Annotated in this window: 18 protein-coding genes; 12 read left to right on the top strand and 6 right to left on the bottom strand. The window is 71.3% G+C overall.

Features of this window, described 5'->3' with window-relative positions; all coding sequences use genetic code 11:
• Positions 1-21: 21 nt before the first annotated feature.
• The 9 genes from ACGFRG_RS06865 to ACGFRG_RS06825 all read left to right on the top strand — a co-directional run bounded on the left by ACGFRG_RS06865 (position 22) and on the right by ACGFRG_RS06825 (position 7,926).
• Entirely contained in the window at positions 22-240 is a 219-nt protein-coding gene (locus tag ACGFRG_RS06865; protein WP_393262041.1) for a hypothetical protein, read from the top strand.
• Positions 237-662: a PIN domain nuclease gene (locus tag ACGFRG_RS06860; RefSeq protein WP_393262038.1), complete on the top strand. Its 426-nt coding sequence runs from the start codon at positions 237-239 to the stop codon at positions 660-662. The genes ACGFRG_RS06865 and ACGFRG_RS06860 overlap by 4 nt, the downstream gene beginning before the upstream one ends.
• Before the next feature lie 50 nt (positions 663-712).
• Positions 713-1,108 (top strand): hypothetical protein, encoded by a 396-nt coding sequence (locus tag ACGFRG_RS06855; protein ID WP_393262036.1) that lies wholly within the window; start codon positions 713-715, stop codon positions 1,106-1,108.
• The gene (locus ACGFRG_RS06850) at positions 1,105-2,532 is read left to right on the top strand and encodes an NB-ARC domain-containing protein (RefSeq protein ID WP_393262033.1); all 1,428 of its coding nucleotides are present in this window, start codon (positions 1,105-1,107) and stop codon (positions 2,530-2,532) included. Before ACGFRG_RS06855 ends, ACGFRG_RS06850 begins: the two co-directional genes overlap by 4 nt.
• Before the next feature lie 15 nt (positions 2,533-2,547).
• A complete protein-coding gene (locus tag ACGFRG_RS06845) occupies positions 2,548-3,129 on the top strand; it encodes a tetratricopeptide repeat protein (protein WP_393262030.1) in 582 nt (193 codons plus the stop codon).
• A gap of 200 nt (positions 3,130-3,329) precedes the next feature.
• Positions 3,330-4,601 (top strand): aspartate kinase, encoded by a 1,272-nt coding sequence (locus tag ACGFRG_RS06840; RefSeq protein ID WP_188276899.1) that lies wholly within the window; start codon positions 3,330-3,332, stop codon positions 4,599-4,601.
• Complete coding sequence (locus tag ACGFRG_RS06835) at positions 4,598-5,704, top strand: aspartate-semialdehyde dehydrogenase (RefSeq protein WP_361428679.1); 1,107 nt, start codon at positions 4,598-4,600, stop codon at positions 5,702-5,704. The genes ACGFRG_RS06840 and ACGFRG_RS06835 overlap by 4 nt, the downstream gene beginning before the upstream one ends.
• A 267-nt stretch (positions 5,705-5,971) precedes the next feature.
• Positions 5,972-6,640, top strand: coding sequence for a SigE family RNA polymerase sigma factor (locus tag ACGFRG_RS06830; protein WP_188276901.1), 669 nt, complete (start codon positions 5,972-5,974; stop codon positions 6,638-6,640).
• Positions 6,637-7,926 (top strand): hypothetical protein, encoded by a 1,290-nt coding sequence (locus ACGFRG_RS06825; protein WP_393262026.1) that lies wholly within the window; start codon positions 6,637-6,639, stop codon positions 7,924-7,926. The genes ACGFRG_RS06830 and ACGFRG_RS06825 overlap by 4 nt, the downstream gene beginning before the upstream one ends.
• A 174-nt stretch (positions 7,927-8,100) precedes the next feature.
• Here ACGFRG_RS06825 and ACGFRG_RS06820 read toward each other — a convergent pair whose 3' ends face one another.
• The 3 genes from ACGFRG_RS06820 to tatA all read right to left on the bottom strand — a co-directional run bounded on the left by ACGFRG_RS06820 (position 8,101) and on the right by tatA (position 11,253).
• Positions 8,101-8,871, bottom strand: a complete 771-nt coding sequence (locus tag ACGFRG_RS06820; protein WP_361428683.1) for an SURF1 family protein — start codon at positions 8,869-8,871, stop codon at positions 8,101-8,103.
• 82 nt (positions 8,872-8,953) lie between these two features.
• On the bottom strand, positions 8,954-10,732 hold the full coding sequence (locus ACGFRG_RS06815) for a S9 family peptidase (protein WP_393262023.1): 1,779 nt from the start codon (positions 10,730-10,732) through the stop codon (positions 8,954-8,956).
• Positions 10,733-10,971: 239 nt separating this feature from the next.
• Entirely contained in the window at positions 10,972-11,253 is a 282-nt protein-coding gene (gene tatA, locus ACGFRG_RS06810) for a Sec-independent protein translocase subunit TatA (protein ID WP_361428685.1), read from the bottom strand.
• An 80-nt stretch (positions 11,254-11,333) separates the two neighbouring features.
• Between tatA and ACGFRG_RS06805 the strand changes: the two genes are divergently transcribed.
• The 3 genes from ACGFRG_RS06805 (at position 11,334) to ACGFRG_RS06795 (ending at position 15,262) form a co-directional block, all read left to right on the top strand.
• Positions 11,334-12,866 carry an LCP family protein gene (locus ACGFRG_RS06805; protein WP_393262020.1) on the top strand — a complete coding sequence of 511 codons (1,533 nt, stop codon included), beginning with the start codon at positions 11,334-11,336 and terminating at the stop codon, positions 12,864-12,866.
• A 177-nt stretch (positions 12,867-13,043) separates the two neighbouring features.
• On the top strand, positions 13,044-14,582 hold the full coding sequence (locus ACGFRG_RS06800; protein WP_393262018.1) for an alkaline phosphatase: 1,539 nt from the start codon (positions 13,044-13,046) through the stop codon (positions 14,580-14,582).
• 119 nt (positions 14,583-14,701) lie between these two features.
• Positions 14,702-15,262: a hypothetical protein gene (locus ACGFRG_RS06795; protein WP_393262015.1), complete on the top strand. Its 561-nt coding sequence runs from the start codon at positions 14,702-14,704 to the stop codon at positions 15,260-15,262.
• Positions 15,263-15,294: 32 nt separating this feature from the next.
• On the opposite strand, the gene ACGFRG_RS06790 is transcribed toward ACGFRG_RS06795, so the two are convergent.
• The 3 genes from ACGFRG_RS06790 to ACGFRG_RS06780 are packed head-to-tail and all read right to left on the bottom strand — an operon-like array spanning position 15,295 to position 18,443.
• Complete coding sequence (locus tag ACGFRG_RS06790) at positions 15,295-16,122, bottom strand: SDR family oxidoreductase (RefSeq protein ID WP_393262012.1); 828 nt, start codon at positions 16,120-16,122, stop codon at positions 15,295-15,297.
• A complete protein-coding gene (locus tag ACGFRG_RS06785) occupies positions 16,119-17,780 on the bottom strand; it encodes an FAD-binding dehydrogenase (protein ID WP_393262009.1) in 1,662 nt (553 codons plus the stop codon). The genes ACGFRG_RS06790 and ACGFRG_RS06785 overlap by 4 nt, the downstream gene beginning before the upstream one ends.
• Positions 17,781-17,789: 9 nt before the next feature.
• Positions 17,790-18,443 carry a TetR/AcrR family transcriptional regulator gene (locus ACGFRG_RS06780; RefSeq protein ID WP_361428697.1) on the bottom strand — a complete coding sequence of 218 codons (654 nt, stop codon included), beginning with the start codon at positions 18,441-18,443 and terminating at the stop codon, positions 17,790-17,792.
• Positions 18,444-18,597 lie beyond the last annotated feature (154 nt).

The following is an 18,597-nucleotide window of genomic DNA, read 5'->3' as shown; positions in this document are numbered from 1 at the left end:
GAAGTGGAAAGGGGGCCTGACATGGCCCGTAACGTCACCATCGAGATGGATGAGGATTTCCTCGCCGACCTGCGCAAGGTGTTCGGCGTGCAGACGGACGAGGAGGCGGTGAAGGAGGCCGCCATGCGGCTGGCCAAGTATGTGCGCCGCCAGGACTTCATCGACGACATCAGGTCGGGAAGGATCACCTTGCAGTACGACCTCCCGAATGAGCACGGACAGGGGTCGTCGGCGGCGTGAGCGAGCGATACCTCATCGACAAGTCCGCACTCGCGCGTTGGGAGCAGGATGCTGTCGCCGACGTGCTCGATCCGCTCCACGAGCGAGGACTGCTCTGCGTTGCGGGCCCTGTGTACATCGAGGTCGTGTATTCGGCGCGCGACGGGCAGGATGCCCGGAGGGTACGCGAGCGATTACGTGGGTTCGACTATCTGCTGTGCCCCGACGAAGTGTGGGACTCCGCGATCGAGATCCAGGAAAAGGCGATTGCGAAAGGCAACCACAGGGCACTCTCGCTCGCAGATCTGGTGATCGCGGCCATCGCCCAACGCCACCAGGTCACTGTCCTCCACTACGACCAGGACTATGACCAGATCGCCGAACTGACCGGCCATCCGAACCGATGGGTCGTCGCGGCGGGGTCGGCCGACGGCAGTGGATGAGGCTCTTCGTTGTCGGGACACCGCTGGTGATCCGGCGCGATGATGGGCTGATGGCGGCAAGGGGACGGCCAACAGCGTGGCTGTGGACGGCAATCGGGCTTCTGGCGGCGGGAGCGGTGGCGCTCGTCGTGGTCGCCTGCGTCGATCTGGGGGCGGCGGGTTCCCTCGCGGGTGTGGTCGGCGGGGTGTGTGCCCTGATGGGCCTCGGTACCTCGGGGTACGCGCTGTATCAGGGGCGTACGACCCCCCATGTCCAGGCGGTCGCGGCGCGTTCGGTCGCGGCCGGAGGCAGTGTCGGGGTGGCGGTGACGGGAGACGGGGCCTCGGCCGGACCCGCGCCCGCGATGCCCGGCACGCCGCCGTCGGGTGGCACGGTCACCGCGTCCGGCGAGCGGTCCGTCGCCGCTGGTGGGGACATCGGGAGTGTGTCGACGGGGGACGCGTGACGTCCGCCGAGGCGTCGGGGGAGCGGGCGGTCGCGGCCGGGCGGGACATCAGGTATGCGGCCACCGGTGACCACCCTGTGCTGGCAGAGCATGCCACCGTTCTTCCGGCCGAGGCGTTCACCCAGGCGGAGTGCCCGCCGGGGGTGGTCAACCTCCCGTCACGCACGAATATGTTCGTCGGCCGGGAGCATGAACTGGCTTTGCTGGACGAAGCGTTGAACTCGGCCCGCGAGGTGGTCGTGCACGCCGTGCACGGGCTGGGCGGCATCGGGAAGTCGACACTCGCCGCGTACTGGGCGGCCCGGCACACGGGTGCCCTCAACCCCGTCTGGTGGATCACTGCCGAGACTCCGGCAGAGATCGGCACCGGACTCGCAGCCCTCGGGGTCGCCCTTCAGCCCGCCCTGGCCGGACTTCTCCCGAAGGAGGCGCTGCGGGAGCGGGCGGTGCAGTGGCTGGCGGCGCACGAGGGCTGGCTGGTGGTGCTGGACAATGTGGCCGAACCCGAGGACGTACGGCCGTTGTTGGCACGGGTGACGTCCGGCCGGTGGCTGATCACGAGCCGCCGTGCCGACGACTGGTACGGCATCGCCCGTCCGGTGGCGCTGGATGTGCTGCTGCCGGACGAGGCGGTGGACCTGTTCACCCGGATCGTGACCCACGCGGGCCGACGTGATGGGGGCGGTGCCGGTCAACTCTGCGCCGAGCTGGGGCACTTGCCTCTCGCGGTCGAGATGGCCGCCGCCTACTGCGCACGGACCGGTACCAGTGCGACCGAGTACCTGGAGCTGCTGGCGCGGTACCCGGCCGACAAGCACGCGGAGGGCCGACGGGCCGTCGCCCGTACGTGGCGGGTCACGCTGGACCGGCTGGTGGCCGAGGATCCGCTGACGGGACAGGTCCTGCGCGTCCTGGCCTGGTACGCCCCGGACGGCATCCCCCGCTCGCTGCTGGACGGTCTGGGCTCGCCCGTCGCCGTGCGGCGGGCGGTCGGCGCGCTGGCCGCGCACAGCATGGTGACGGTGGGGGAAGGCGGGGAGCTGTCGGTGCACCGGCTGGTGCAGGCGGTGGCCCGGACGCCGGACGAGCAGGACCCGCACCGGCGGCCGGAGGCAGTCGAGGAGGCTTGCGCGTTCGTGGTGAAGGCGCTTTCGTGCCTGTTCGACGAAGACCCGCACAAACCAGAGTCCTGGCCGAAATGGGGTCGGCTGCTGCCGCACCTAGACGCCCTTGGCGAGTACGACAGGCTCGGCGGGGGCGACAGTGACCTGGGGCGACTGCTCATCAGGGTCGGAAGAGTCCTCGGGGGGAAATCCGTGAGTGCCGATGCCCTGCGACACTTGGCCCGGTGGGTTCCCGTCGGGCCGACAGAGCACGCGGCCGAGCCGCCGGATGTCGACGAGTTGATTCCGCAACTGACGTAGGCGCTGGCGGAGAGCGTGCGCGAGCTGGGTGAGGATCATCCGCGCACGCTGCTGTCACGCAGTAACCTCGCGTTTGCGCACAAAGCGGCGGGGCATCTGGGCCAAGCTGTCTCTCTGTATGAGAGGACGCTGGCCGACCGGGTGCGGGTACAGGGCGAGGGGCATCCGGACACACTCACCTCGGCAAGCAACTTCGCGATGGCCTGCCTGGCCGTGGGCGATGCCGCTCGCGCAGTGCCGCTCCTCAGGCAGGTGGTGGCGGGCAGAGCCCGCCTGTTCGGGCTGAATGATCCGCGTACGCTCATCGCGCGGAAGAACCTCGCTGCGGCCTACCGGGCAGCGGGCGATCTGGCGCGAGCGATCCGGCTCTTCGAGCGGACGCTGACGGGGTGGGTGCAGACGCTGGGTGAGGGCGATCCGGACACGCATTACTCGCGGAACAACCTCGCTTCCGCGCTCTGGGACGCCGGTGATCTGGCCCGAGCCGTATCGCTGTACGAACAAGCCCTCGCGGGTCTCACCCAGGCCCTCGGTCACGATCACCCCCACACCCGCTTCGTTCGCAACAACCTCACCCGAGCCCGCCGCGCCCTGTGACCCCGCCCACATCGACGCGTACCGCCTGATGGCCGGGGCAGGTGATCCGCCGCGAGCGGACCGGGTCCGGAGCTTTCCGGGCTTCCCCCACCAAGATCACGTCGTGAGCGGGACATCTCACGATGTGGCACCACCCGGGAGGATCCGGCCCGCTCGTTAGACTGAGCCGACCGCAGTAATGGACTGAGCGAGGAGCGCACGTGGGCCTTGTCGTGCAGAAGTACGGAGGCTCCTCCGTTGCCGATGCCGAGGGCATCAAGCGCGTCGCCAAGCGGATCGTGGAAGCCAAGAAGAACGGCCACCAGGTGGTCGTCGTGGTTTCCGCGATGGGCGACACGACGGACGAGTTGATCGATCTCGCCGAACAGGTATCTCCGATGCCGACCGGCCGGGAATTCGACATGCTGCTGACCGCCGGAGAGCGGATCTCCATGGCACTTCTCGCCATGGCGATCAAAAACCTGGGCCACAAGGCCCAGTCGTTCACGGGCAGCCAGGCCGGCGTCATCACCGACTCGGTCCACAACAAAGCGCGGATCATCGATGTCACGCCGGGGCGCATCCGCACCGCCCTCGACGAGGGCAACATCGCGATCGTGGCCGGATTCCAGGGCGTCAGCCAGGACTCCAAGGACATCACCACGCTCGGCCGCGGCGGGTCGGACACGACCGCCGTCGCCCTCGCCGCGGCGCTGGACGCCGAGGTGTGCGAGATCTACACCGACGTCGACGGCGTGTTCACCGCCGATCCCCGGGTCGTGAAGAAGGCCCGGAAGATCGACTGGATCTCCTTCGAGGACATGCTGGAGCTGGCCGCGTCCGGCTCCAAGGTGCTCCTGCACCGCTGCGTCGAGTACGCACGCCGTTACAACATTCCGATCCATGTGCGCTCGTCCTTCAGCGGGCTGCAGGGCACCTGGGTCAGCAACGAACCGCGAGGGGATCAGCAGGTGGAGCACGCCATCATCTCCGGAGTCGCCCACGACGTCTCCGAAGCGAAGATCACGGTGGTCGGCGTCCCCGACAAGCCCGGCGAGGCCGCGGCCATCTTCCGTACCATCGCGGACGCCGAGATCAACATCGACATGGTCGTCCAGAACGTGTCGGCCGCGTCCACCGGGCTCACCGACATCTCCTTCACGCTGCCCAAGGCCGAGGGCCGCAAGGCCATCGACGCGCTGGAGCGGGCGAAGGGCACCATCGGCTTCGAGTCGCTGCGCTACGACGACCAGATCGCCAAGATCTCGCTGGTCGGCGCCGGTATGAAGACGAACCCGGGCGTCACGGCCGGGTTCTTCGAGGCGCTCAGCGACGCCGGGGTCAACATCGAGCTGATCTCGACGTCCGAGATCCGCATCTCGGTGGTCACCCGCGCCGACGACGTCAACGAGGCCGTCCGCGCGGTGCACAGCGCCTTCGGGCTCGACTCCGACTCCGACGAGGCGGTCGTCTACGGAGGCACCGGACGATGACCCGCAAGCCGGCGCTCGCGGTCGTCGGAGCGACCGGGGGCGCCGGCGCGGTGCTGCTCCAGATCCTGTCCCAGCACGCGGACGTCTGGGGCGAGATCAGGCTGATCGCCTCCCCGCGCTCGGCGGGCCGCGTGCTCGCCGTGCGCGGTGAGGACGTCGAGGTCCGGGCGCTGACCGAGGAAGCCCTCGACGGCATCGACGTCGCCGTCTTCCTGGCACCCGAGCAGGTCGCCGCCCAGTGGGCGCCGGTCGCCGCCGCCAAGGGCGCGGTGGTCGTGGACACCTCGGCGGCGTTCCGGATGGACCCGGCCGTGCCGCTGGTGGTGCCCGAGGTCAACCCCCATGCCGTACGGCTGCGGCCGCGCGGCATCGTGGCGTCCCCGCACTGCGTGACGCTCGCGCTGATCGTGGCGGTCGGCGCGCTGCACGCCGAGTACGGGCTCAGCGAGCTCGTCGTCTCCACGTACCAGGCCGTCAGCGGAGCCGGCCGGGCCGGCGTCGCCACCCTGCGCGACCAGCTCTCGCTCGTCGCCGGTACGGACCTGGGCACCGCACCCGGCGATGTGCGCCGGGCCGTGGGCGAGGACACCGGGCCCTTCAAGGCGCCGGTGGCGCTCAACGTGGTGCCGTGGTCGGGCGATCCGGCCGACGGCGGCTGGTCGACGGAGGAGCTGGGGCTGCGCGACGAGACCCGCAAGGTGCTCGATCTGCCGCGCCTGGCGGTGGCCGCGACCTGTGTACGGGTCCCGGTCGTCACCACCCACTCGGTCTCCGTGCACGCCCGCTTCGAGAACGAGGTCGAGGTCGCGCGGGCCAACGAGATCCTGGCGACCGCCCCCGGCGTCGTCCTCTTCGACAACCCAGCGGTGGGCGACTTCCCGACACCCGCGGACGCGGTCGGCACCGACCCCGCCTGGGTCGGCCGGGTGCGCCGCTCGCCGGACGATCCGCACGCGCTCGACCTCTTCGTCTGCGGCGACAACCTGCGCAAGGGCACCGCCCTGAACGCGGCGCAGATCGCGGAACTGGCGGCGGGCGAATTCACGGCGGAACAGCGAATGAACTCCGCGGAGAACTCCGCGGGCAACTCTGCGGCGAAGTAGCCACGATCTTTGTAGGATCTGTGAACGCTCTGTGAGCAAGTCGCTGGTCTGTACCACTTGAACTGCGCCGTTGCCCTGTTACACGATTCATTTCCGTGTCCCTGCAACCGGCAGCCCGGCATGGAGCGTCTATGCGGTCGCCCATTCAAGGTGCCGTAAATATTGGGGCATTGGGGAAGAGCGAGTACGCATGAGGACATTTGTCGCACTGTCAAAAACGGTGTCGTACGCGTACAACCCTGACGGGGGGAAGCGTGTCCAACTGGCGTGGCAGAGGTACTCGACATCACCGCGCTCCCGGTGCGGGGCGCGGTTGTGCGCCCGCTCCGGCGGCCGCGCACTCCCGGCGGCATGCCGGTGATCGCCCCCATGCCGGCGGCGCGCCCCACTCGTGTGCCCGCGCAGCCCTCGTCCCGCGAGGGCGCTGACGACGTCATGGCTGCGGGCACCACCGTCGACCACCTCACCGAGACGTACCGCGCGCACTACCGCTCGCTGCTCGGCCTCGCCGCCCTGCTGCTCGACGACACCGCCTCCTGCGAGGACGTCGTCCAGGAGGCGTTCATCCGCGTCCACTCGGCACGCTCGCGCGTGCGCGACCCCGAGAAGACGCTCGCGTATCTGCGCCAGACCGTCGTCAACCTGTCCCGCTCGGCGCTGCGCCGCCGCATCCTCGGGCTGAAGCTGCTCTCCAAGCCGATGCCGGACATGGCGAGCGCGGAGGAGGGCGCGTACGACCAGCTGGAGCGCGACGCCCTGATCAAGGCCATGCGCGGCCTCCAGCGCCGCCAGCGCGAGGTCCTGGTGCTGCGCTACTTCGCGGACATGACCGAGTCGCAGGTCGCCGAGACGCTGGGGATATCCCTGGGCTCGGTGAAGGCGTACGGCTCGCGGGGGATCGCGGCGCTGCGGATAGCCATGGAGGCCCCGGCATGAGCGCCCGGTGGAACAACCGGGGATCCGGGGAGACGGGCCGTAACGGGGACGACGTCTTCGGGGACGACGTGTTCGGGGACGGCACGTTCGGGGACGGCGGCGGGCATGGGGACGACGGCGTACGTGGGGACGTGCGCCGGGAGCACGGGTATCGGTATCCCGGTTACGACGGGGACCACGGGGAGAGTACGTACGGGCCCGACCGCCCTCTGGACGACCGGACTGGAAACGAAATTGTGAACGACCCCTTCCCACCTGGCCTCACGCCGGACGAACTCGCGCTGCGGCGGCTGCTGCACGGCGCGGTCGACGGCATGGAGCCCGCCGACGGAGCCCTGGACCAGCTGCGCCGGGCCGTGCCCGAGCGCCAGGCGCGCAAACGGCAGGCCGTGGTCGGCGCGGTGGCCGCCGCGCTCCTGATCGGCACGGCGATCCCCGCCTTCCTGCATGTCGCCAACACGTCTTCCTCCTCCGACGAGGACCGGCCCGCCATCGCCGGACACGGCCGGCAGGACCAGGGCGGCACCGGTGTCGCGCCCGGTGCGGAGGGCGGTGGACGGGGGGCGGAGAAGCCCTCCGGTCGGATGACCCCGAGCTCGGTGCCCGGCTCGGCCGTGAAGCCCTCGGCGAGCGGTTCGTCCCCGGCGGCGGCCGCCGCCGGTGCGAGCGGCACGGTCGGCGGGCCCGCCGCCCCCGGCTCACCGGTCTGCGACGCGGCCGAACTCGGGGTGAAGTACGCGAAGGTCACCAAGCCCGACGCCGACGGCAAGGTCTACGGCACGTTCCGCGTCGCCAACGTCTCGCACTCGCTGTGCCAGGTCAGCGGCGCCGGCAAGGTCAACTTCCAGGCGCTGGGCGCGGCCGACGCGTCCCGGATCAGCGTGGTCGACCACGCCTCGGGCGACCCTGCGGCCGGGCTGCCCGATCCGTCGCAGGAGGCCACCGGGCTGGTGCTCAAGCCCGCGGCCGCGTACGAGGTGAAGTTCGCCTGGGTGCCGTCGGAGACCTGCCCCAGGCCGCTGCCCACGCCCGCGCCGTCCACGTCCCCGGCCACGAGCCCGAACGGCTCGACCACGGGTACGGGCGGGACGCCGGTGGGCGCGCAGACCCAGCTGGGCGGCGCCGGTGATCCCGGTACGCCTACCGTCGCGGCGGACGGGAAGGTCGCGGTCACGCATGTCGCGGAGCCGGGTGCGCCGAGTGCCGAGGCGACGATCCCGAATGCGTGCGCCGGAACGATCTATCGCACCGGGGTGCTCGCGGCGCCCGCGCCCCCGGCCCCCTAGCGCCCCTCGCGGGCGCCCTGCGGACGGCTCCTCTCGGAGGGGGAGGAGCCGTTCGCGGTTCTTTGCCTGCGGGCCGGTGGGGGCTGGTCGCGCAGTTCCCCGCGCCCCTGGGGGTTGCGGGTTTGGGGGGTCCTGGGCGTCAGGCCCGGGGACGCGCCCCTGGGGGTTGCGGGCCTAGGGGGTTGGAACCGTGGCTGCTTCTGGCGTCAGGCCCAGCGCCGCGTCCTGGGCCGCCTCCGCCTCGCGGCGGAGCAGGCGGAACCACATGAAGATCACGAAGCCTGCGAAGACGAACCACTCGCCGGTGTAGCCGAGGTTCTGGAACGCCTTCAGGTCCAGGCCGGTGTTCTGCGGCTTGGCGGCCGGGACGGGCTTCAGCCCGGTGTCGGCGGCCGTCAGCGTGACCCACGCGTCGTACACCTCGTACGGGACGAGGTTGACCAGCGACGCCGCGCTGATCATGCCGAGCTGGCCCTTGGGCAGCCCGCCCGACGCGTTCACCCCGTCCGTCCCGGGCGTCTCGGACGCCTGGAGCGCGCCGGCGACGGTGACCTCGCCGGTCGGCGGCGCGGGCGCCCGGTGGCCCTTGGGCAGCCAGCCGCGTACGACGGGTAGCGCCTTGCCGCCGTCGGTGCGCAGCAGCGTCAGGACGTACGAGCCGCTCTTGCCGTCCACCTGCCGGTCCGGCACCAGGAACTGCTCGCCGTACTTCCCGCTGGCCGTCGCCGCCCGGCCCGAGGTCTTCTGGTCCACCGGCAGCAGCTCCCGCAGCGGCACGGCCTTCTGCTCGGCGGCGGCGGGCTGCTTCTCGGCCGCGTTGTGCGACTGCACACGGTCCTCGAAGCGGCCGAGCTGCCAGGACCCCATGAACACGCAGAACGGGATCGCCAGCAGGACGAAGACGTTGATCCCCCACCAGCGAGGGGTCAGCAGGAACCGGTACACACCCCCACGGTACGGAACCCTCCCGCCGTGCCGGTCACGGGGTACGCGCTGGGGCCGGGAAGGCGCCGACGGCGGTGTCCGCTCAGCCGATGCCCAGATGCCTCCCCGCGAACTCCAGCTCCAGCCTGACCTGCTTGATCCGCTCCTCCACCACCAGCGAGCCGTGTCCCGCGTCGTACCGGTACACCTCGTGCACCGCGCCCCGGGCCGCCAGCCGGTCCACATAGTTCTCGACCTGGCGGATCGGGCAGCGCGGGTCGTTGACGCCCGCCGAGATGTAGACCGGCGCCTTCACCGCGTCCACGTACGTCAGCGGCGACGACGCCTCGAAGCGCTCGGGCACCTCCTCCGGGGTGCCACCGAGCAGCGTGCGGTCCATCGCCTTCAGCGCCTCCATCTCGTCGTGGTACGCCGTCACATAGTCCGCGACCGGCACCGCGGCGAGCCCCAGCGCCCAGGCGTCCGGCTGCGTACCGAGGCCGAGCAGGGTCAGATAGCCGCCCCAGGAGCCGCCCGCCAGGACCAGCCGGGACGGGTCGGCGAGACCGGAGGAGACGGCCCACTCGCGGACCGCCGCGATGTCCTCCAGCTCGATCAGCCCGACCCGGTGCTTGAGCGCGTCCGTCCACTCCCGTCCGTACCCCGTGGAGCCGCGGTAGTTGACGCGCACCACCGCGTATCCGTGGTCCACCCAGGCCGCCGGGCCCGCCGCGAAGGCGTCGCTGTCGTGCCAGGAGGGGCCGCCGTGGATCTCGAAGACGGTGGGGAACGGGCCCTCGCCCGAGGGCTGCTGGACCAGCGCGTGGATCCGGCCGCCGGGGCCCTCCACCCACGCGTCCCGCACCGGCACCGAGCCGGGCGCCTTCATCCCCGGAGGGTCGAGGACGATCTTTCCGGTGGTGGAGCGCACTTCCGAGGGGCGGGCCGCCGACGACCACAGGTACTCCACGGACCCGTCGGGCCGGGCCGTCGCGCCCGACACCGAGCCGGCCGGGGTCTCGACCTCGACCAGCTCGCGGGCCGCCAGGTCGTAGCGGAACAGCTCGCTGCGGGCCTCGAAGCTGTGCACGACGAGCAGCGCCGAGCCGTCCGGATACCACTCCGCCGAGACGTCGCCGGGCAGTTCGAGGGCGAGGTCGCTCTGCTCGCCGGTCGCCACGTCCCACACCATGGGCTCCCAGCGGCCCCGGCGCTGGTGCGCGATCAAGAGGCGGGTGTCCCCGGCCAGCGGCGCGAAGCCCAGGATCTCCAGGCCCAGCTCGCGGGTGCCGCCCGCGGTGTCGTCGAGCTCGGCGGCCGTCGAGCCGTCGAGGCGCACCACGCGCAGCGCCGAGTGCATCGCGTCGCCGTGCTCGGTGTGCTCGATGGCGATCAGCGTTCCGTCGTGCGAGAGGTCGCCGACTCCCGCCGACTCGCGGTGCCGGTAGATCTCCACGGGCGCGGCGCCGGGCCGTGCGACGTGGATCGTCGAGCCGTCCTCGTCGGTGGAGCGGCCGATCACCGCCGTGCCGTCCCGGCCGAGCGCGAGGCCGCCGGGGTAGGAGGGCTCCAGGCCCGGCACGGCGGGCTCGTCCTCGCCCCCGCCGAACGGCTGGCGCAGCCACACGCCGAACTCGTCGCCGTCGGTATCGCTGAACCACCAGATCCACTGGCCGTCGGGGGTCAGCACCCCGTCCGTCGTCCCGTTCGGCCGGTCCGTCGCCTGGCGCTGGGCGCCGGTCGCCCGGTCCCATGCGTACAGCTCGTACGTCCCCGTCGCGTTCGACACGAACAGCGAGCGGTCCGGGGCGTCCTCCGCCCAGTCGGGCAGCCCGACCCTGGGCGCCCGGAACCGCTTCTCCCACTCCGGCATCTCGTTCATGGACCCATCATGCGCCGCGCCGCCGACAAACCGCCGACGGCCTCCGTGGCCTGTGGATAACTCCCGGACACGGGGGCGGATGTGACAGACGTCACGGCCTGCCGGTCGGGCATCGGCCGTGACGTCGTGTCAGGTTCCGGGGTGGGCGCCCGGCGGAATCGTGGTCATGTTCCGCGTGGGGCGTGCGCCGGGCTCCGGGTCGGACTCGGGTCAGGAGTCCGGGCCGGTGTGCGCCGGACTCAGGCGCCCGGCGCCGTGGTGTGGTGCGGCTGGGCCGGAGCCGGGTGCTGGTCGACGGGCGTGCCCGGGATGGTCCGGGGCGTGGCCTCGGCGGCCGGGGCCGGTGCCGCTCCCGTGTCCGTCGACTCCTCCTTCATGGCGCGCGTCTCGCTCTTCAGGATCCGCAGCGACTTGCCCAGCGCCCTCGCCGTGTCGGGGAGCTTCTTGGAGCCGAAGAGCAGGATCAGCACCACCGCAACGATCAGCAGATGCCAGGGCTCAAGGCCATTGCGCAGGAACATCCCGTGGTCCTCCCGTTCTCAGCGAGACTTGCTACATTGCGCAACTGTACAACCAACATGACACGGATGAGGGCGTACGGATGGCAGGCAGCCACAAGGCGGGACACGCGCGCGGCGGCGGTCGGGGAGGTGGCGCGTCTGAGCCGCCTGTCCGCAAGCGCCGGCGCCGCGGTGTGCGGCTGGCGCTGGCCGTCGTGGTGTCGTTCGTCGTGCTCGCCGTGGCCGGGGCCGGCTGGCTCTACCTCCAGCTCAACGGGAACATCAACACCTTCGACGACGGCGGTGTCTCGGGCGACCGCCCGGCCGCCTCGACCAAGGGCCAGAACGTGCTGGTCATAGGCTCCGACTCACGCGCCGGTGACAACGTCCAGTACGGCCACGGCCAGGGCGACATCGGCCGCTCGGACACCGCGTTCCTGATGCACGTCCACGCCGACCACAAGCACGCCACGGCCGTCTCCATACCCCGCGACAGCCTGGTCGACGTACCGCCCTGCAAGCTGCCGAACGGCCAGTGGACCCAGACCCAGCACAATGTGATGTTCAACTCGGCGTTCTCGGTCGGCGACACGATCAAGGGCAACCCGGCCTGCACCCAGAACACCGTCGAGAAGCTGACCGGTCTGCGCGTCGACCACACCGTCGTCGTGGACTTCGCGGGCTTCGCCAAGATGACCAAGGCCGTCGGCGGCGTCCAGGTGTGCCTGCCCAAGGACGTCTACGAGGGCGACCTCAACCCCAACCGCCACTCGCGCGGCGAGAAGATCTTCGACAAGGGCGTCCAGGACGTCTCCGGCCAGAAGGCGCTCGACTACGTACGCATCCGGCACGGCATAGGCGACGGCTCGGACATCGGCCGCATCCAGCGCCAGCAGGCGTTCATCTCCAGCCTCATGAAGAAGGTCAAGTCGCAGGGCCTCAACCCGACGAGCCTGTTCCCGCTCGCGCAGGCGGCCACCAAGTCGATGACCGTCGACCCGGGCCTGGGCTCGGCCGACAAGCTGATCTCCTTCGCCATGTCGATGCGCAACATCGATCTGCACAACACCAAGTTCGTCACCCTGCCCTGGCGTTACGAGGGCGCGCGCGTGGCCGTGGTGAAGCCGCAGGCCGACGCCCTGTTCGCGGCGCTGCGCGCGGACCGGACCGTGGACGGCAAGGACGCGGGCGGCAAGAGCGGCGAGGGCAAGCAGGAGGACGTCAGCGCCAAGAGCCCGAGCCCCAGTGCGACCCCGCCGTCCGGCGCCGGGATCTCCGTCGCCGTCTACAACGGCACCACCACCAAGGGCCTCGCGAGCCGTGGCGCCGACGCCCTGAAGGCGGCCGGGTACACGGTCACCGGCACCGCGACCGCCGCCACCCACGACTTCGTCCACACGGTCATCGAGTACGGCCCGAACGACCGCGCCCACGCCGACGCGCTCGCCCAGCGCTTCCCCGGCGCGCTGCTGCGCTCGGCCAAGGCCCCCGGCCTCAGCGTCATCCTGGGCTCGAAGTACGCCGCCGACCCGACAGGGGCGGCCCCGACCACCCCGGCCGCCGTACCGACCGAGGTCGCCGCGAAGGCCCGCTCGGCCGACGACAGCGTCTGCTCCAACCTCTCGTACGGGTGATCCGGACTCTCTCCTTACGGAGAGAGCCTTCTTACGGAGAGTGCCTTGGTACGGGGGGTCTTCGTGAGGCGAAGGTCTTCGATCGGGCAAGGCAATCCCAAGAACGGGTAAAGCAGTTCGTCCGCCGTATGCCCGCGCCTCACAACTCGTTCACATTCGGCTCATAGCTTCGCGGCCATGAGACCCAAGGGAGACAAGCGCCGCAAGGCGCTGACGGTGGTGGCGCTGGCCTCCGCCGTCGCGGCGGGCAGCGCCGTCACGGCCAACTCCGCCCCGCAGCACGGCGGTCACCCGTTCCCCGGCCGGGACGGGCAGATCCGCAACGTGATCTACCTCCTCGGCGACGGCATGGGGCGCACCCACGTCACCGCCGGCCGCGAGCGCTACTACGGCGCCCAGGGCAAGCTCACCATGGAGCGCCTGCCCTACACCGGCGCCGTCGCCACGTACGCCGTGGAGAAGGGGACCGACAAGCCCGCGCTGGTCACCGACTCGGCCAGCTCCGCGACCGCGTGGTCGTCGGGCGTGAAGACCTACAACGCCGCGCTCGGCGTGGACGCGTACGAGAAGCGCCGCGCCACGCTCATGGAGCAGGCCAAGAAGGCGGGCTTCGCCACCGGCAACGTGTCGACCGCGGAGGTCACCGACGCGACCCCGGCCGCCCAGTTCAGCCATGTGCTGCTGCGCGGCTGCCAGGGCCCGGTCTACTCGGACGCGGCCTGCCTGCCCAAGAACGCGGACGGCAGCTACGAGAAGGCCCCGGCCGACAAGACCCTGATCACCCCGGTCGCCGAGCAGATCGCCCGCAACGGCACCGCCGACGTCGTCCTCGGCGGCGGCCTCGCCCGCTTCGAGCCGGACGATCAGAAGGCGCTGCAGGCCCAGGGCTACCAGGTGCTCGGCAGCTTCGGCGACCCGAGCCTGCCCGCGCAGACCGCCGCCAGCCAGAAGGTCGCCACCAAGGCCGACCTCGACGCCGCCAGGGGCAAGAAGGTCGTCGGGCTCTTCAACCGCGGCAACCTGACCGTCGAGCAGGCCAAGGCCCAGCTCCCGGCGAATGCCCCGCAGAAGCAGGAGCCGACGCTCGCCGACATGGCGAAGAAGTCGATCGACCTGCTCGACGGCCGCTCCAAGAAGGGCTTCTTCCTCCAGATCGAGGGCGCCCAGATCGACAAGCGCTCGCACGCCAACGACGCCGCGCAGACGCTCGCCGAGGTCAAGGCGTTCGACGACGCGGTCAGGGCCGCGTACGACTTCGCCAGGAAGGACAAGCACACGCTGGTCATCGTGACCGCCGACCACGAGTGCGCGGGCTTCAACATCATCGAGAAGGGCACGTACACCAACGCCGAGGCCGTCGCGCCCCCGGCCAATGTGGACGCGGGCAACACGGCGAACAACTCCACCCCTTCGCGCGCCACGTCCGGTGCCAAGGACCCGGCCCGCTCCTCGGGCATCCTCAACGGTTCCGGCTCCGGTGACGCCAAGAACTTCGCCCCGGCCACCTTCCGTACCCCGGACGACCCGGCGGACGTGAAGGACGGCAGCCCCGAGGCGAGCCTCTGGCTGACCTACCTCTCCGGCAACCACACCGGCGCCGACGTGCCGATCTACGCGTACGGGCCGGGCGCCGAGCGGTTCGCGGCGAGCCAGATCAACACCGAGCTGTACGGCAAGATGTACCGCTCGCTGTTCGGCACGGCACCGCGCGGCTGACGCCAAGTACCGATGTCCGGGCCGATGTTTCACGTGAAACGGGCTGTTTCACGTGAAACGTCGGCCCAACCGGCGTACGCCGAGCCCCAGTTGACCCCCTCCAGCCGTAGGAGCCAGCAGTGAACCGTCTGATCCGCCCGGCCGCGTTGGCCCTCGCCACGCTTGCCCTCACCAGCGCCTGCTCGGGCTCCGGCGGCTCGGGAGACAAGGCAGACAACGGGCAGCAGGCCGTCCGGGCCGAGCAGGCGGCGGCCCCGGCCGTGACCTTCCCCGCACCCCGCCAGGCCCCGTCACCCGCGGCGACCCTCGCCAAGGTCCCGGCGAAGGGCGAAGTGATCCTGGAGCAGGGCCCGTTCACGGACCGCGTGCGGGTCACCGCTCTGAAGATCACCGACAAGCCGTCCGTCACCGGTCACTTCGCGATCACCTCCGACGTGAGCGACGTGCTCGCGCTCGAACTGCGTGCCGCCTTCTACGACGAGCGCGGCCGCCTGGTCGGCACGGGCAGCTTCCAGTACGCGGAGGAGGGCGAGGCGGGCGAGGCCGCGCACGGGAGCGCCGGGCACTCCGGGCCGCGCGCGGAGGGTGCCGGGATCGACTTCACGGCCACGCCGAAGACCCCGCTGACGGGGGCCCCGGCGAGCGCGGTCCTGTCGGTGCCGGTGCTGGTCAACGAGTAGCGCTCAGAGCGCCGCCGGACGGCACCCCGGCCTCACCGCAGCCCGTGCCGCCGCGCCACCAGCCGCTCGGCGGCGGTCCTCGGCAGCAGTCGGCGCAGGGCGAAGACGAGCGGCGCGTTGCTGCCCACCGCGTACAGCGGCTTCGGCCGGACGGCCTCGATCGCCTTCACGACGGTCGCGGCGACGGTCTCGGGCGAAATCCCGTTCGCCTCATTCGAGTTGAGTGCCGTGAGCATCGTGCGGTACTCGGCAGCGAACGGGGAGCCGTCCCCGATGTACTGGGTGCGCCGCTCGCTGATCCCGGTCCGGATCGCTCCCGGCTCGACGGTCGTCATCCCAACCCCGTACGGCGCCACCTCCCGGCGCGCCGCGCTCGCGAAGCACTTGATCGCCGCCTTGGACGCCACGTACGAGGAGCGGTACGCGAGCGGGAAGCTGGCCAGCATCGAACCGACCATGACGACCCGGCCGTAGCCCCGCTCGCGCATGCCCGGCAGCAGCAGCTGGGTGAGCCGTACGGCGCCGAAGACGTTGAGCCGGAAAACGCGCTCGACCGCGTCCATGGGCAGCTCCTCGAACGGCCCGTTCTGGCTCTCGCCCGCGTTGTTGACGAGCACGTCGACGTCCCCGGCGGCGGCCGCGCACGCCGCCACGGAAGCGTCGTCGGTCAGATCCAGCGCCAGATACTCCACACCGGGCACCGGCCGGTCCACCTTCTCCGGGTCCCGGCTGGTCCCCAGCACCCGGTACCCGCGCGCGACCAGCGAGGCGGCGACGGCCGCGCCGATGCCGGAGGAGGCCCCGGTGACCAGCGCGACGCGCCCGCGCGCGGCCCCGCTCGCCCCGACCGCCCCGCTCACCCCAGCCTCCGCGCCAGCGCCCGCCCCGCGGCCCGGCCCGAGAAGATGCAGCCGCCGAGGAAGGTGCCCTCCAGGGCGTTGTACCCGTGCACCCCGCCGCCGCCGAACCCGGCGACCTCACCGGCCGCGTACAGGCCGTCGAACGGGGTCCCGTCCGGCCGTACGACCTGCGAGTCCAGCGTCGTCTCAAGCCCGCCGAGCGTCTTGCGGGTCAGTACGTGCAGCCGTACGGCGATCAGCGGCCCGTGCGCCGGGTCGAGCAGGCGGTGCGGTCTGGCGACCCGGGTGATCCGGTCCGGCCAGTACGCGCGCGCGTTGCGCATCGACATGACCTGGAAGTCCTTCGAGTAGCCGTTGCCGATCTCGCGGTCGCGGGCCACCATCTCCCGCTCCACCTGGTCGAGTTCGAGCTTCGGTCCCGGGGAGATCGCGTTCATGCCCTCGACGAGCTCGGGCAGGGTGCGGCGCACGACGAAGTCCTCGCCGTGGTCGAGGAACGCCTGCACGGGCCCGGGCGCCCCCTTGCGTACGCGCGAAAGCACCAGCTTCAGGTCCTTGCCGGTGATGTCGGGGTTCTGCTCGGAGCCGGAGAGGGCGAACTCCTTCTCCACGATCGACCGCGTCAGGACGAACCAGGTGTGGTCGTGGCCGGTGGCGAGGATGTGCCGGAGCGTGCCGAGCGTGTCATGGCCGGGGAAGAGCGGCGCGGGCAGCCGCCGCCCGTCGGCGTCCAGCCAGAGCGAGGACGGCCCCGGGATGATCCGGATGCCGTGGCCGGGCCAGACGGGGTCCCAGTTCTTCAGGCCCTCGGTGTAGTGCCACATCCGGTCGCGGTTGACGATCGAGGCGCCGGCGTCCTCGCTGATCCCCAGCATCCGCCCGTCGACGTACGCGGGCACGCCGGTGACCATGGACGCGGGCGCGGGCCCCATCCGCTCGGCCGGCCAGTTCTCGCGGACCAGGTCGTGGTTGCCGCCGATGCCGCCGGAGGTGACGACGACGGCCTGGGCGCGCAGCTCGAAGTCACCGGCGCTCTCCCGCGAGGAGGCGACACCGCGCGCCTCGGCCGACGGCACCAGCACGCTGCCGCGCACACCGACGGCGGCCCCGTTCTCGACGACCAGACCGTCCACGCGATGGCGGTACTTGAAGGTGACGAGCCCGCGCGCGGCGGCCGCGAGGACGGGTTCGCGAAAGACGCGCACGACCTCCGGGCCGGTGCCCCAGGTCAGATGGAAGCGCGGTACCGAGTTGCCGTGCCCGGCCGCCGTGCCCGCCCCGCGCTCGGCCCACCCGACGGTCGGCGTCACGCGCAGCCCGAGCCCGTACAGATAGGCGCGCTTCTCGCCCGCCGCGAAGTTCACATACGCCTTGGCCCACTGGCGCGGCCAGTGGTCCTCGCGCTCGCGGTCGAAGCCGGCCGAGCCCATCCAGTCGGCGAGCGCCAGCTCGTAGGAGTCCTTCACGCCCATCCGGCGCTGCTCCGGGCTGTCGACGAGGAACAGCCCGCCCAGCGACCAGAACGCCTGGCCGCCGAGGTTGGCCTCGTTCTCCTGGTCGACGACGAGGACCTTGCGGCCCGCGCGGACGAGTTCGTACGTGGCGACGAGCCCGGCGAGTCCGGCTCCCACGACGATGACATCGGCGTCGTCACTCACGGAAATCTCCTAGGAGGTAGGCGAGTCGGTCGTGATCGGGGTGCTGTAGGCGTCCAGTACATGCAGGAAGAGGGCTTCGCGACGCGCGCGTACGGCGTCGTTCGCGGGGTCGAGCAGGACCTGAACGGCGGTGCCGTCGTGGACGGCGACGAGCGCCTGGCCAAGGGCGTCCCGGTCGGCGACCCGCCGCCCGGCGCGCTCCAACGCGGCCACCACGACCGGCAGTACGGCGTCCTGGACGGCCTGTTCCCGCGCGGCCATCACGCGCCGCAGCCCGGGGTTGCGCAGGGCGTGCGCGGTGAACTCGGCGGTGACCCGGTACCAGGCGTCGTCGACCGGGATCGCGCGCAGTGCGGCCCGTACGGCGTCCTCGGGCGCGGCCGCCGACACCTCGGCGAGCGCGGCGCGGACATCGTCGAGCATGCGGGTGGAGCGCTCCTCCCACATGGCGAGGAACAGCTCGTCGAGCGAGGAGAAGTTCGAGTAGAAGGCGCCGCGCGTGTATCCGGCCCGCTCGCAGACCCGCTCGACGGTGGACCGGCCGAAGCCCTCCTCGGCGAACACTTCCAGCGCGGAGTCGAGCAGCAGCCTCCGGGTCCGGGCGCGGCGCGTGGTGACGCGCCGGGGAGCGGGCGGTTGTGCGGGAGCGGTGGACGCGGGCATGGCGGTCTCTCCTTTTCGATACGCGAACGTATCGGATGCACTGATGTATCGACAAGGCCCCTGACCTGCCCGGTCCCGGCGCGTGTCTCATTGTCGGCCGCACAGCCGTTTGTCGCGATTGCGTCCTGTACAGGTCCGGGTCCCTGCAGCAGGG

The sequence above is a fragment of the Streptomyces sp. NPDC048696 genome, from assembly GCF_043198895.1.
GTDB lineage: Bacteria > Actinomycetota > Actinomycetes > Streptomycetales > Streptomycetaceae > Streptomyces.
This window is presented reverse-complemented; position numbering and strand designations above follow the sequence as displayed.

What these genes read in the sequence shown, in the direction of transcription:
- ACGFRG_RS06865 (WP_393262041.1), top strand. Translation starts at nt 22, where the DNA reads ATGGCCCGTAACGTCACCATCGAGATGGATGAGGATTTCCTCGCCGAC.
- ACGFRG_RS06855 (WP_393262036.1), top strand. Translation starts at nt 713, where the DNA reads ATGGCGGCAAGGGGACGGCCAACAGCGTGGCTGTGGACGGCAATCGGG.
- ACGFRG_RS06835 (WP_361428679.1), top strand. Translation starts at nt 4,598, where the DNA reads ATGACCCGCAAGCCGGCGCTCGCGGTCGTCGGAGCGACCGGGGGCGCC.
- ACGFRG_RS06825 (WP_393262026.1), top strand. Translation starts at nt 6,637, where the DNA reads ATGAGCGCCCGGTGGAACAACCGGGGATCCGGGGAGACGGGCCGTAAC.
- ACGFRG_RS06815 (WP_393262023.1), bottom strand. Translation starts at nt 10,732, where the DNA reads ATGAACGAGATGCCGGAGTGGGAGAAGCGGTTCCGGGCGCCCAGGGTC.
- tatA (WP_361428685.1), bottom strand. Translation starts at nt 11,253, where the DNA reads ATGTTCCTGCGCAATGGCCTTGAGCCCTGGCATCTGCTGATCGTTGCG.
- ACGFRG_RS06805 (WP_393262020.1), top strand. Translation starts at nt 11,334, where the DNA reads ATGGCAGGCAGCCACAAGGCGGGACACGCGCGCGGCGGCGGTCGGGGA.
- ACGFRG_RS06800 (WP_393262018.1), top strand. Translation starts at nt 13,044, where the DNA reads ATGAGACCCAAGGGAGACAAGCGCCGCAAGGCGCTGACGGTGGTGGCG.
- ACGFRG_RS06780 (WP_361428697.1), bottom strand. Translation starts at nt 18,443, where the DNA reads ATGCCCGCGTCCACCGCTCCCGCACAACCGCCCGCTCCCCGGCGCGTC.